Below are 14074 nucleotides of genomic sequence, written 5' to 3'. Positions count from 1 at the left end.
GTCCGCAATGCTTGAGCGTGCCCAGTAAGATTATTGCTTTCATAATAAACTGGTTACCATTCACGTGCCAGATCAATTTTGGTCGTTAACCACTTATTAACATATTTATTAGAATTAAGATTTAAATTTAACGCGTTATGAAATATATTCCCAACCTGATCCCTGAAAATGCGAAAGTAATACCTGAATATTTCGTAAGCGGACACACGACAGATCAAACATCTTTTGCAAAAAAGTTTCTCACTACAGCTGGTGTGGTATTCCTGTATATGCTGGCATTAGGTAGTATTCCTCACCCACCATTGGCCATATTGTTCTTTATCATGTCTACAGGGCTGTTATTGCCGGTACACCGGTGGTTAGAGCGGAAATTACATTTCACTTTTACATCTATTATAAAAGCGGCAGTATATAGCTTGTTGCTGATACCTTCTTTTATACTCATCGTAAATAGTGCTGATGATATAAAAGCAGGAGGTAAACCTGCAGTAGTTGAAGCGTCGGAAAAGCAACCGGCAGAAAAACAGGCGGATCCCCAAAAGGACCCTGCTCAGGCGCAGGCGCAGCATCTGCTCATGGTGCAGGATAGCATTCGTAAAGACAGTTTAAGTAAAGACCTGGTGCTGTTGAATAATCCGGAGAAGATAGCCAATATCTCATTCGATGAAATTGACAAACGATATGATCATGCCATCGCACTCGCCACTTCACCGGAAGAAAAAGCCCAGGTAGACCGTGCTGTTGAGCAAGCCAGAACAGCAAGTGTGTCCAGGCTCATGAAATCTAAAAAGTATAATGATGCACTGAATATTCTGACAGTGCTCATGATAGACCATCCTAACGATGTATCCATGCTGTATCAGCGTGCTTTGTGTTATGACAAGCTCGGAGATGATGAGGAGGCGGTAAAAGATTTAAGAAAAGCAATGGAATTGGGCAGTGCAGAAGCCAATACGCTACATGAAAAGATCAATCCTGAAATAAAGAAAGTAACCGGATATGTGACGAGGTGTTGTGATGGCAGTATCTCTTATTCTACAGGACGGGGCACCTGTTCGCACCACGGTGGTGTATGTGGAAGGGAACCTGAATATGAAACATCCAGAAAATATGAATAGCATGACGACACAACCTCCTTATCAGATAGTACCGTTAGTAAATAAAAGTTTTCTGCAAAGCCTGTTTAAGCAGGAGCCGGATGAGAATGCTATCATAGCGGTGAATAATTTACTGGCGACTACACCGATGGAGCAGATCAATAGAGCGATGATTTTGAAAATTGGGGTGGAGTATAAGGTAGATATCAACAAAATGTTTCCATTGAATATGCAGGAGTTTTATGCCGCATATCTGAATTTCATTTTGAGGAAACATCAGGTAGGGTATGAGGACGATAATAGCTTACAGCATTTGCAGGGGATATTAGGATTGAGCAATGAAAAAGTGCAGGAATTGCATGAACGGGTGGGGAAGATATGGTATGAGAAGGCGTTGAAGAAATGTGTGAAGAATGGGGTGTTTTCTCATGGAGAAGAAAAGGCGATGGCTAACTATGCACGGAATTTAAGATTACCTGAAAAGATTACGAGTACACTGCGTGCGGAGGTAGGGGTTTAATAAAGATATGGTTAAGACTTTATTGATACTACTGATAGCGGAAGGTAAATACCTGGTTCGTTGAATAATTATTTCATACCCTTAAATGGGCCTTCCTTTGTTTTATTATATTTATTGCCTATTTTTCATAAGCACAACACACAACCAAAATCGCTTATGAACATTAAAACGGCCATCCAAACGATCCTTTGTTTGACTGCCATCCATGCAGGTTTTGCCCAAAAGAAACCCATCGCAGTCACAGACATGCTCAAGATAAAAAGAGCATCGGAGGTGAAGTTAAGTCCCGATGGAAAACATGCTGTTTACACTGTGACCAGCATTATCCCCGATACAGCAAAGAAAAAGGATTACACCTACCTGAAGCAGGTGTACATTTCCGACCTTGCCGGCCAGGCACAGTTGCTGGATACAGGGGCTACTTCTTCCCCGGCCTACAACCCTTCGGGCAATGCGATTGCCTTTGTAAAAGTAGTCAAAGGTAAACCACAAATTTTTCTTTACAGCACTACCAGCGGAAAGATACGCCAGTTGACTGATTTTGTATATGGTGCCGGTGGCCCGGTTTGGAGCCCTGATGGCAGGCAGCTTGTATTCACAACAGAAATCTCCCTGCAGGAATTAGTAAATGATAAAGTCTTAAACCCAGGCAGAATGGTGCCTTCCTGGAATGATGGCGCACCTGGTTTTGCTCATAACGAAGATTTACTAACAGATTCCACCAACCCTAACCCCGATGGCGACCTTCGTGCAGTCAGGGCGTATCTGTATGATAATGCCAAAGATAAAAAAGCGAAAGTCATCACCCATTCTAAATTTCAGGGTGAGACCGCTGTGGATCCGGAAGTGCATCTGTCGCATGTTTTTATCATAGATACGACTGCCGGTGCTACACCGAGAGAACTGACGCATGGATTCTTCTCTTTCGAAAATCCTGCTTTTGCGGGGAATAACAAGATAGTGGTATCTGCTAATATGCAAACCCATCAACATCCGGATGATACAAAGGAGGTGCAGATCTATTCAGTAGGTACAGATGGCAATAACCTGACACAGTTATTACATGCACAGGATTCTTCCTATTTTTTAGAAACAGTATCTCCATCCGGAAAATGGCTGGTGTTTCAGCGCACTACAGAAAAGAAAGTAGATGTAGGGGAGATGTGGATTTGCCCATTAGCTACATTAGCAGCTCCTGTTCGTATTCCGTTGGATCGTTTAAAAGGAAAGACGAAGTTCTCTGCAGATGAGAAGACGATCTACTTTACGGCTCTCAATAATGGTGGAACCAGTTTATACAAAGCAGATGTAAAAACCGGGAAAGTCGGGAAGCTCACTACAGAAGATGAAGGGATCCTTGAATTTGATATCAGTAGCAATCAACTGATCTTCTCAAAGACATGGATCATGGACCCTTCAGAAGTTTTCATCTCCGATCTGAATGGGAAATCTCAGAAAGCGATCACCCAACTCAATACAGGTTGGCTGAGTGAGCGGGAATTGTCTATTCCTCAAAAATTCACCTTTACCAACAATCTTGGTTTGACTGTGGAATACTGGGTGATGAAGCCTGTGAATTTTGATCCTCAAAAGAAATACCCGGTACTATTAGATATGCATGGAGGGCCTTCTGCTATGTGGGGACCTGGTGAAGCGAGTATGTGGCATGAGTTCCAGTTTTTCTGTGGAAAAGGCTTTGGCATAGTCTATTGTAATCCCAGAGGTTCGGGCGGCTATGGCAATGAGTTTATGAGAGCAAATTATCGTGATTGGGGGGTAGGGCCATCCAGTGATGTGCTGACGGCGCTTACAAAAGCAGAGGCACAGGGATGGATTGATACGACAAAACGTTTTCTCAGTGGCGGGTCTTATGCAGGGTATCTCACTGCGTGGATAGTAGGGCATGATCACCGGTTCAGAGCAGCGAGTTGTCAACGTGGAGTGTATGATTTTAAAACCTTTTTTGGAGAGGGAAATGCGGGGAAGATGTTAGATAATTACTTTGGCGGGTTTCCGTATATGGATAGTGTGAAAGCGGTGCTGGAAGAGCAATCGCCTATCAACTATGTGAAGGATATTACAACGCCTTTGCTCATCTTTCATGGGGAAAATGATTTGAGAACAGGGGTATCGCAGAGTGAGATGTTGTTTAAGAGTCTGAATACATTGGGTAAGCAGGTGGAGTATGTACGGCATCCGGGGGCAAGTCATGAGCTGGTGAGGAGTGGGGATAACCGGCAAAGGATAGATCAGATGTTAAGGACGTATGAGTTCTTTAGTAGATTTTTATAATCATAATATGAATTGCGTCCGCACTGCAGACGCAATTCATATTTATATATAGCACATATTTTGCTGCAATTCCCTCATGAACAAAAAACTCTACCTCGTACTCGCTTACCACCTCATCCTTTTCCTTGAATCCATGATTTTAGTAACCGCAATAGCCGGTTATAAAACATCATTTTTCGCAGCCTCCTTTCACTTTAACCTCCTCTACCTCCCCATAGGTGGCATTCTCAACTACATCGCCTGGGCAGCTCTCCAAACCCGCTTTAACCAAAACAAGCCCCTACTACTTACCACTCACTTCATTGTAGTCTTATTATTGTTGAATACCATCATCTATTTTACCCAACACCATTGGCTCTTCCAGGATAAGTGGATCGCCATCTTAACCCATTTGCTTGTAGCAGATTGTTATATCTTAGCTATCCTCTTAACACGAAAAACTATGCAGCAACAAACAAAGACATCTTAACCAGAAAAGCCATCCACTCATCTCAACCGGAAAAACACGCATTCATTAACTTTAACCTGAAAATCTAACCAGTCATGAATAACGAACCTAGAAAAGGCAGCCCCACAGACCATCTCGCCAATGAACGTACCTTACTCGCCTGGGTACGAACAGGCATCGGCATCATGGCATTCGGATTTGTCGTGGTAAAATTCTCCCTGTTCGTAAAACAGATCAGTCTGGCCTTAGGCAAACCAAACACCGTACATCAGTATGGCTATTCTGCCCCCATAGGTATATTAATGGTCATCACCGGGGCGCTCAGTTTATTATTATCCTTACTCAGGTACAAAAGAACAGAAAGACAGATCAGCACCAACAGTTATCAACATTCATCTGCATTTTTATACGTTCTGGTTTTGACATTGATGATCGCCAGCATCTTCCTGATAGCTTATTTGGTAGAAAGCACGTGATATTTATTGTCTGGTAAAAACACCTTATCTGGTAAATACATAAACCCAGCATGAGCCGCACTGAAAGCTGCCTGCACTCAAATCAAACCCTCCTGTATTCAAATTCCACCAGCCATCCTCAAATCAAATCTACCTGCACTCAAATCCCTACCCCCCTCAATAAAAAAGGCCGCCAAAACCGGCAGCCTTTCCTATCGAAAATATCTAAACACTTAAAACTTATACGCAAAACTTGCTGCCAATCTTCTCGGCATCTGCTTCTCCAAAGTAGTCCATCCTGAGAAATACTCTTTATTCGCCACATTATCCACCTTCAATGCCAGCCGATACTTCGCCGCATTATAAAACACTGTTGCATTCAGCACAGTATAAGCAGGCAGCGTAAATCTACCGGTCCTGCTATCATTCGTAATCACATTATCACTCGCATAGTTACCTCCAAAACCAGCTCCTAATCCTTTCAGATCTCCCTTCACAAAAGTATAACTCGCCCACAGATTCACCAGTGTATTCGGACCCGCAGATACCGGTCTTCTTCCCTCCTGATAATAATACGCTTTCGTCATCTTACTATCGTTATAGCTATAACCTGCAATGATGTTCAACCCCGGTACCGGATTCGCCGCCAGTTCCAGCTCTACACCCTTACTTACCTGTGTACCATTTTGTACAGTTACATTATAAGCGGAGTCCTGATAAGTCACTGTCTGTGAAAGACTCGTATTGCTTACCTTAATATCATAGTAGCTCGCTGTAAAACCAAGTTTGTGATCCAGCACATCCAGTTTCACACCACCTTCCCACTGATTCGCCTGCTGTGGTTTCAACACATCAGAATAACCCGGAATACCATAGTTATTAACTGATGCTACGTTTTTGAAACCATTCATATAGTTAGCAAATACACTCACCTGCTCTTTCACTACCTGATACACGATACCAAATTTAGGAGATACCGCTGTCTGACCATATTTACCGGTAGTTGTACTGGTTAAATAGTTTGTGCTTCCTTTGCTTTCAAAACGGTCTACACGTACACTCGCCATTACCAGCAACGCATCTGTGATGTTGAACACATCAGACACATATGCACTATACACCTGTGAACTGTTACCATTTTTTGAACCGGTACTACCTGCAATCTTTGCATCCACTGCTGCCCTGTTCAGCGTACCATAACTTGCATCTTTCGGATTGGTAACATCTACGATATCAAATCTTGGAGATGCACTGTTATTATTAGTCGTACTCTGATCATTAAAGTCCAGACCCAATACCACACGATTACGCATTTTACCAATCTTGAAATCACCAATAAAGTTCTGCTGAATATCAGTCGTCAACGTAGTAGAGTTCTGGTAGTAAGCATAACGGCTGGCCAATGAATCACTTGGTGCAACAACACCCGCATCCAGGAACATTACGTAAGAATAATACCCATCACTTTTACGGGAACTTCTTGACAAATTCGTCTGTGAAGTCCAGCTATTAGAGATCTTATAATTCGCCTGACCATAAAAATTTACAGTAGGGTTCTTATAAGTCAGATCATTACTGGTATAAGATTTATTGAAATTCATATGCAGTTGCTCCGGCGTTCTCGCAATCAGCTGACGGCTACGGTTCAGGAACAACATCATGGTATTTGTCGCCTCACTATTATAAATTTCCGCATTGATCAGGAATGACAAACGGTCATTCGCTTTAAATGCCAGACTTGGCGCGATAAAGAAAGACTTCTTAAAACCCGCATCCTGGAAACTACCTTCTGTATGATAAGCAGCATTCAAACGCAATATGGCAGATTTATCATCATTCAGCGGCGCATTTACATCAGCAGTAAAACGGCTCAGGCCAAAACCACCAATGGTATAACCAACCTCACCACCAAAATGATCATAAGGACGCTTTGTCACAATATTCAACAAACCACCAAAAGAAATATAGCTGCTACCAAACAAAGTACTGCTTGGGCCTTTGATCACTTCAATTCTTTCCACATTCGCAGGATCAATACCACCATTGGTCAACCCCGGTACACCATTGATCATCGTAGGCTGTACAGCAAAACCTCTGATTGAGAAGTAACCCGCGCCATCACTCGGACGACCGGTAGATGACCATAATTTAGTCAGACCCGGCGTGTTCTTCAACGCATCGTCGAAGTTGGTGATCACCTGCTCTTTCAACAATTCTTTAGAAATAGAACTATATACCTGTGGATTTTCCAGATTCTTTATCGGCAGCCGCGCTACCTGCTCAGACTCCTTTTTACCAAACTTCGCACGGCCGGTAGCAATTTCTACCTCCTGCAGCTGGGTATCAGAAACCTCCAGGGTCATTGTTACCTGTGCAGTTGCATCAGGAGATACGGTCACCGTTTCCTCCTTTGTACTGTAACCTACCAGTCTTACCTGCAGGGTATAAGTACCCGGCTTTACATTGTTCAGTACAAAAGTACCGTCATCTTCAGTAATAGTAGATTTTTTGGTGCCTTTTAACACTACCGTCACCAAACCTGCTGGCTTACCGTCGGTGGTAACAATTTTCCCTTTAATGGTACCATTCCCATCTAAATCATTGGCGGACAATACGCCGGTACATAATATAAGAAATGCTGAAATAAGTAATCGAATAGATCTCATCGCTATATAAGTTTGCGCCGCAAAGGTGACAATTAATTGCTAACCTAATTTTAACATTTGGGAATTATGTTTACGCTATCCGGAAAAATTCGCCCTAAACCCATCCAGAAAAAACAGAAAACACCTATTTTTGGACCCGTTCAGAATCTTTTAAGGACTTTTTAATAAACACCGTGTAACCACCTGCGGTACTGTGTTCCCTGATCCAAACCTTCATTTCTCACTTACCACTCATCCCAGCCAGCTTTGCATGTATTATATAACTTCTCTATTTTTGGTTTAGATGATGAAGCTATTCATAAGATTTTTATTCTCGCTCTGTATCCTGCTCACCGGGTATAGTCACCTGAAGGCCACTACGCCACGGGACCATGTCTCGACGTCGTCGGACAGGATGCTCATATTCATTGAGCAGGGAGATGAAATGTTGAATATCCGCAATCACCCACACAGTTTTGAGCGGTTAAATTTAAAGTTCACCGAGACTAATAATGAGGATGATACCGATGAAATGACAGCTTTCAAAAAGCACCTTGCCATCGGTAATAACTTTACCACTGTTTTCTCCCCACCCGCTACTGACACACTCCACCCGTATTTTCTTTCCAATTCATATCCTTTATCGAGTACTGCCCAAAGTCTTTATATAAGACACGGCGTGCTACGCATCTGATATATTATTGCCAACCAGTAACCAGACCATTTATTGCTGAACACTTCCACGTCCACAGGATACGGAAGTGTATTGTCATTCGCACACCACTTAAAAACATAGAATCGCATCCTTATTATGAAGAGAACTTCAATGCTCGTCGTGGGCTTGTATGCACTGTTGTGCTTTGCAAGCTGTAAATCATCAAAGAAAGAGGAAGAAAAGGAAGGGGAAACCAAATACCTCGTCACCACTCCAGTAAAAATGGATACTTCCGTTGTAAAGGAATACGTATCTCAGATACGCTCTTTCCGTAACATCGAACTCAGGGCCCAGGAAAAAGGCTACTTACAAAACATCTTCGTAGATGAAGGTCAGTTTGTAAAAGAAGGCCAGCTCCTGTTCAAAATTATGCCCAAAGTGTATGAAGCAGAACTGGAAAAAGCCCAGGCAGAAGCCCAGGCAGCCGAAATAGAACTGCAGAATACCAAATCCCTTGCTGACAAAAATGTCGTATCAAAAGCAGAACTGGCAATGGCGCAGGCTAACCTGGCCAAAGCAAAAGCAGAACTGTCACTGGCCAAAGTACACCTGGCTTTTACCGACATCAAAGCTCCTTTTGATGGGATCATCGACCGCCTGCCACTGAAACTTGGTAGTCTGGTTGATGAAGGTGAACTGCTCACCAGCCTCTCTGACAACCGCCAGATGTATGTGTACTTCAACGTATCTGAACCTGAATACCTGAACTATGAAGAAGGCGTGAAAGAGAAAAAAGGTAAGATGCCTGTGAACCTGCTCATGGCAAACAGCGAAGTGTTCAAACACACCGGCAATGTTGAAACCATCGAAAGTGAATTCAACAATGAAACCGGTAACATCGCTTTCCGTGCTACTTTCCCTAATCCTGAAGGTCTGCTCAGACACGGAGAAACCGGTAAAGTACAGATGGTTGTTCCGCTGAAAAATGCCGTTGTAATTCCGCAGAAAGCAACATTCGAAATACAGGACAAACACTATGTATTCATCGTTGGCAAGGATAGCAAAGTAAAATCACAGGAAATCACTGTAGCAGCTGAAATGCCTGACCTGTTTGTAGTAGGAGACGGACTGTCTGAAACTGACAAAATACTGCTCGAAGGTGTGCAGAAGGTGAGAGACAACGACAAGATCACCTACGAGTTTGAGGAACCAGCTAAAGTAATCTCGCATCTGAGACTGAAGGCTGAATAGTCTAAGTATCCAAAAAGTATTTAAATGTTCAGTAATATTCTTAAAAGGCCCGTCCTTTCAATTATCATATCCGTCCTAATCGTCTTTTTAGGAATATTGGGTATCACCCAGCTCCCCATCACGCAGTTCCCCGCTATCTCGCCGGTGACCGTAAAGGTCTCCGCAGAGTATCCGGGTGCAAACGGTGAGCTGTTGGTAAAAACTGTAATCATCCCGCTGGAAAGAGCGATCAACGGGGTACCCGGCATGAAGTACATGACTTCTGACGCGACCAACACCGGTGAAGCGAACATCCAGATTATATTCAACCTGGGTACCGATCCAAACACGGCATCCCTGAACGTACAGAACCGTATTGCCAAGGTGTTGAACAAACTGCCACCATTGGTGATCCGTGAAGGTCTGCTCACCTCCCTCGAGCAACCTGCGATGCTGATGTACCTGAACCTGTATTCAAAAGATCCAAAGACTGATGAAAGGTTCCTGTACAACTTTGCCGATATCAACATCATGCCTGAGTTAACCCGTCTGCAGGGTGTGGGTAGTGCCCGTATTCTCGGTACACGCGAATACTCCATGCGTATCTGGCTGAAGCCTGACCGTATGCTGGCATACAAGATCTCTTCCGAAGAAGTATTGAAAGCACTGGGTAACCAATCGCTCGAAGCTTCTCCTGGTAAGACCGGCGAAAGCTCTGGTAAAAGATCTCAGGCATTTGAGTATGTAATGAAATACTCTGGTCGTTTCAGTACCAAAGAAGAATATGAAAACATCGTTCTTCGTGCTAATCCAAACGGCGAATTGCTGCGTCTGAAAGATGTGGCAGACATTGAATTCGGTAGCTTGTTCTACGATATCTATTCCAACCTGAATGGCAGACCTTCTGCTGCGATCGTTGTGAAACAGTTGTATGGTAGTAATGCGAGTAAGGTGATCGAAGAAGTGAAAGCGAAACTGCAGGAACTGAAGAAAACGACTTTCCCTGCTGGTATGGATTACGCCATCAGTTATGACGTATCTAAGTTCCTCGACGCCTCTATTGAGAAAGTAATACACACACTGGTAGAAGCTTTCGTGCTGGTAGGTATTGTGGTATTCATCTTCCTGGGCGACTGGCGTTCTACATTGATCCCTACACTGGCGGTGCCTGTATCGCTGGTAGGTACCTTTATCTTCATGGGCATGTTTGGTCTGACGATGAACATGATCACGCTCTTCGCACTCGTATTGGCTATCGGTATCGTGGTGGATAACGCGATTGTGGTAATGGAGGCCGTACACGCAAAGATGGAAGAAGAACACCTCTCACCATATATGGCTACGAAAAAAGTGGTGCATGAAATTGCGGGTGCGGTAATCGCGATCACCTTCCTGATGGTGGCGGTGTTCGTGCCGGTAGCCTTCATGACAGGTCCTGTGGGTGTGTTCTACAGACAGTTCGCAATTACGATGGCGGTATCAATCGTACTCTCTGGTGTGGTGGCGTTGACACTGACACCGGCATTGTGTGCGATGATCCTGAAGAACAACCATGGTGTACCGAAGAAAAAGAACCTGTTGACCAAAGGGCTCGATGCCTTCAACAGAAGCTTCGAAAAACTGACTGGCCGCTATACTGGTTTGCTAAAGAAGATCGTAAACGTACGTACCGTAACCTGGGGTATGCTGATCGGCTTCTGTCTGCTCACCTGGGGTATCAGTACTACCTTACCTTCAGGCTTTATTCCTGCGGAAGACCAGGGTATGATATATGGTATTATCCAGGCGCCTCCGGGTTCATCACTGGAACGAACAAATGAAATCGCAGAGCGCTTACAGAAGATCGCCGAGAAGATCGACGGTATCAGTTCCGTATCAGCACTGGCAGGTTATGAGATCCTCACGGAAGGTACTGGTTCCAACGCAGGTACCTGTCTGATCAACCTGAAAGACTGGACAGAGCGTAAGGAATCGGCAGAAGATATCATCCGTGAACTGGAAGAAAAATCCAAAGACATTCCGGGTGCTACCATCGAGTTCTTCCAGCCACCAGCCGTACCTGGTTATGGTGCTGCGGGCGGTTTGGACTTACGTCTGCTCGATAAAACCGGTACTGCTGATTATAAAAAGTTTGAAAAGGTGAACAGGGATTTTGTAGATGCGTTGATGAAACGTAAGGAACTGACATCTATCTTCTCTTTCTACTCTGCAAGCTATCCTCAGTACATGCTGAAGATCGACAACGATGTAGCACAGCAGAAAGGTGTGACCATCGAGAATGCGATGAACACTATTTCTACACTGGTAGGTAGTAACTACGAAACCAGCTTTATCCGTTACGGTCGTTTGTACAAGGTAATGGTGCAGGCGGCGCCACAGTACAGAGCTTTGCCTGAAGACATCCTGAAACTATATGTGAAGAATGACAAGGAAGAAATGGTGCCGATGTCTGCATTCATGAGGATGGATAAGTTCTATGGCCTGAATGAGATCACCCGCTATAACATGTTTACATCATCTGCCATCAAGGGCGCGCCAGCACCTGGTTATAGTAGTGGAGACGCGATCAAGGCGATACAGGAAGTAGCGGAGCAGACATTGCCAAGAGGTTATGGTATTGACTGGGGTGGTATGACGAAGGATGAGGTAGGACGTGGTAATGAAGCAATCTATATCTTCCTTATCTGCCTGGTGTTCGTATACATGATCCTGGCAGCGCAGTACGAAAGCTTCATGTTGCCTTTTGCAGTAATTCTGTCACTGCCTGCAGGTGTGTTTGGTTCCTTCTTGTTGGTGAAATTAATGGGGCTGGAAAACAACATTTATGCACAGGTAGGTCTGGTGATGTTGATTGGTCTGTTAGGTAAGAATGCGGTGTTGATTGTGGAGTTTGCAGTGCAGCGACATCGGGCGGGCGATACCGTATTTAATGCGGCGATCGAAGGTGCGAAAACGCGTTTCCGTCCGATCCTGATGACCTCCTTCGCTTTCATCGCAGGTTTGATCCCGCTGGTGTATGCGACAGGTCCGGGTGCGATCGGTAACCGTACGATTGGTACGGCAGCTGCGGGTGGTATGTTGTTCGGTACTGTATTCGGTGTAATAGTAGTACCAGGGCTGTACCTCATTTTCGGCAAAATTGCAGAGAAACGGAAGCTGTTGAAGAATGAAGACGAGAATCCATTAACTGAAGAATTTGACCATAATGTTTAAGAGAAAGATATACCATTGCTTAGGGATCGCCTGTCTCTCGCTGACGTATTCAGCGTGTAAAATCCCGGCTATTGTTGATAAACAGGAAAACAAAAACCTGCCTGCGAGTTTCAGTAACCCGCAGGATTCTACGAACACCGGCAAGGTGAAGTGGAAAGAGTATTTCACCGATCCTTATCTGGCGGCGTTGATTGATACTGCATTGCAGAACAATCAGGAGTTGAATATCACCTTGCAGGAAATTCAGATCGCGAACAATGAGGTGAGGGCCAGCAAAGGTGAATACTTACCATCAGTAGGCGTGAAGGTGGGTGCAGATGTGGATAAAGTAGGGCGCTATACCAACATCGGTGCGATGGAAGAAAATACGGAGATCCGGGAAGGGCATTCAATGCCTGATCCGGTGCCTAATTTATTGGTAGGTTTATACGCTAACTGGGAATTAGATATCTGGCACAAGCTGCACAACCAGAAGAAAGCAGCGGTAGTGCGTTATCTGGCCAGTGTAGAAGGTAAAAACTTTGTAGTGACCAACCTGATTGCCGAAATCGCGAATTCATATTATGAGTTACTGGCGCTGGATAACCAATTGGAGATTGTGCAGAAGAATATCGAAATTCAAACCAATGCACTCGGGATCGTAAAACTGCAGAAAGAAGCGGCGAAGGCAACAGAGTTGGCAGTACGTAAATTTGAGGCAGAGGTGTTGAATACACAGAGTTTGCAATATGATATTAAGCAGCAGATCACAGAGACGGAGAATAAGATCAACTTCCTGTTAGGTCGTTATCCACAGCCGATTGCCAGAAATACACAGGCCTTTAGTGTGCAGGTACCGGCGATCGTACATGCAGGTATACCGGCAGATCTGTTGTCTAATCGTCCTGATATCCGGAAGGCGGAGTTGGAATTAGCGGCTGCAAGACTTGATATCAAAGTGGCGAAGGCGAGGTTCTATCCTTCATTGGGATTGAGTGGTGGTATTGGATATGAGGCGTATAGTCCGTCTTATTTGTTCTCTACGCCTGCTTCGCTCATGTATTCGCTGGCTGGAGATCTGGCGGCGCCGTTGGTAAATAAGAATGCGATAAAGGCTTCTTATATGACGGCGAGTAGCAAGCAGATACAGGCGGTGTATAATTATGAGAGGACGGTGTTGAATGCCTATAGGGAGGTGACGAATCAGTTGTCTAAGATTGGGAATCTGGAGAAGAGTTATGATTTGAAGTCGAAAGAGGTCGATGCGCTGACACAGAGTATAGAGATTTCTAATGATCTGTTTAAGTCGTCCAGAGCGGAATATTTAGAGGTTTTGATGACCCAGCGTGATGCACTGGAGTCAAAGTTTGAGCTGATCGAGACTAAGAAGAAGCAGATGAATGCGGTGGTGAATATTTACCAGGCATTAGGAGGCGGCTGGAATTGATCGCGGTTTTAATTTTTACGAGGTGAAGGGCCGGGGGAGTATTTCTCCGGCCTTTTTTGTAGGGTAAATAAAATACGATCAAAAGTTGTTGTC

General features: G+C 44.3%; 10 protein-coding genes. 9 read left to right on the top strand and 1 reads right to left on the bottom strand.

The window, feature by feature from the left end; all coding sequences use genetic code 11:
• The first annotated feature begins 137 nt into the window (after positions 1–137).
• The 5 genes from BW716_RS02335 (at position 138) to BW716_RS02315 (ending at position 4833) form a co-directional block, all read left to right on the top strand.
• Positions 138–1118 (top strand): DUF3761 domain-containing protein, encoded by a 981-nt coding sequence (locus BW716_RS02335; RefSeq protein ID WP_083720553.1) that lies wholly within the window; start codon positions 138–140, stop codon positions 1116–1118.
• Between the two features lies 1 nt (position 1119).
• On the top strand, positions 1120–1617 hold the full coding sequence (locus BW716_RS02330) for a hypothetical protein (RefSeq protein WP_143708693.1): 498 nt from the start codon (positions 1120–1122) through the stop codon (positions 1615–1617).
• Between the two features lie 156 nt (positions 1618–1773).
• Positions 1774–3909, top strand: coding sequence for a S9 family peptidase (locus BW716_RS02325; RefSeq protein WP_083720549.1), 2136 nt, complete (start codon positions 1774–1776; stop codon positions 3907–3909).
• A 76-nt stretch (positions 3910–3985) separates the two neighbouring features.
• Positions 3986–4378, top strand: coding sequence for a hypothetical protein (locus tag BW716_RS02320; RefSeq protein WP_083720547.1), 393 nt, complete (start codon positions 3986–3988; stop codon positions 4376–4378).
• Between the two features lie 74 nt (positions 4379–4452).
• Positions 4453–4833 carry a YidH family protein gene (locus tag BW716_RS02315; RefSeq protein ID WP_083720545.1) on the top strand — a complete coding sequence of 127 codons (381 nt, stop codon included), beginning with the start codon at positions 4453–4455 and terminating at the stop codon, positions 4831–4833.
• A gap of 212 nt (positions 4834–5045) precedes the next feature.
• Here BW716_RS02315 and BW716_RS02310 read toward each other — a convergent pair whose 3' ends face one another.
• Positions 5046–7478 carry a TonB-dependent receptor gene (locus BW716_RS02310; RefSeq protein ID WP_083720543.1) on the bottom strand — a complete coding sequence of 811 codons (2433 nt, stop codon included), beginning with the start codon at positions 7476–7478 and terminating at the stop codon, positions 5046–5048.
• A 283-nt stretch (positions 7479–7761) separates the two neighbouring features.
• Here BW716_RS02310 and BW716_RS02305 point away from each other — a divergent pair, with 283 nt between their 5' ends.
• The 4 genes from BW716_RS02305 (at position 7762) to BW716_RS02290 (ending at position 13981) form a co-directional block, all read left to right on the top strand.
• Positions 7762–8151, top strand: coding sequence for a hypothetical protein (locus BW716_RS02305; RefSeq protein WP_083720541.1), 390 nt, complete (start codon positions 7762–7764; stop codon positions 8149–8151).
• A 117-nt stretch (positions 8152–8268) separates the two neighbouring features.
• Positions 8269–9363, top strand: coding sequence for an efflux RND transporter periplasmic adaptor subunit (locus BW716_RS02300; protein ID WP_083720538.1), 1095 nt, complete (start codon positions 8269–8271; stop codon positions 9361–9363).
• A 24-nt stretch (positions 9364–9387) separates the two neighbouring features.
• On the top strand, positions 9388–12555 hold the full coding sequence (locus tag BW716_RS02295) for an efflux RND transporter permease subunit (protein WP_083720536.1): 3168 nt from the start codon (positions 9388–9390) through the stop codon (positions 12553–12555).
• Positions 12548–13981, top strand: a complete 1434-nt coding sequence (locus BW716_RS02290) for a TolC family protein (protein ID WP_083720533.1) — start codon at positions 12548–12550, stop codon at positions 13979–13981. Before BW716_RS02295 ends, BW716_RS02290 begins: the two co-directional genes overlap by 8 nt.
• Positions 13982–14074: the final 93 nt, after the last annotated feature.

It is taken from the genome of [Flexibacter] sp. ATCC 35208, assembly GCF_001975825.1.
Lineage (GTDB): Bacteria > Bacteroidota > Bacteroidia > Chitinophagales > Chitinophagaceae > Chitinophaga.
The sequence above is the reverse complement of the archived record's forward strand: the minus strand, read 5'-3'. Positions and strand labels throughout refer to the sequence as shown.

Bases quoted from the DNA above. Each gene is read 5' to 3' on its own strand.
- BW716_RS02305 (WP_083720541.1), top strand. From the start codon at position 7,762: ATGATGAAGCTATTCATAAGATTTTTATTCTCGCTCTGTATCCTGCTC.
- BW716_RS02295 (WP_083720536.1), top strand. From the start codon at position 9,388: ATGTTCAGTAATATTCTTAAAAGGCCCGTCCTTTCAATTATCATATCC.
- BW716_RS02315 (WP_083720545.1), top strand. From the start codon at position 4,453: ATGAATAACGAACCTAGAAAAGGCAGCCCCACAGACCATCTCGCCAAT.
- BW716_RS02335 (WP_083720553.1), top strand. From the start codon at position 138: ATGAAATATATTCCCAACCTGATCCCTGAAAATGCGAAAGTAATACCT.
- BW716_RS02290 (WP_083720533.1), top strand. From the start codon at position 12,548: ATGTTTAAGAGAAAGATATACCATTGCTTAGGGATCGCCTGTCTCTCG.
- BW716_RS02320 (WP_083720547.1), top strand. From the start codon at position 3,986: ATGAACAAAAAACTCTACCTCGTACTCGCTTACCACCTCATCCTTTTC.
- BW716_RS02310 (WP_083720543.1), bottom strand. From the start codon at position 7,478: ATGAGATCTATTCGATTACTTATTTCAGCATTTCTTATATTATGTACC.
- BW716_RS02330 (WP_143708693.1), top strand. From the start codon at position 1,120: ATGACGACACAACCTCCTTATCAGATAGTACCGTTAGTAAATAAAAGT.
- BW716_RS02300 (WP_083720538.1), top strand. From the start codon at position 8,269: ATGAAGAGAACTTCAATGCTCGTCGTGGGCTTGTATGCACTGTTGTGC.
- BW716_RS02325 (WP_083720549.1), top strand. From the start codon at position 1,774: ATGAACATTAAAACGGCCATCCAAACGATCCTTTGTTTGACTGCCATC.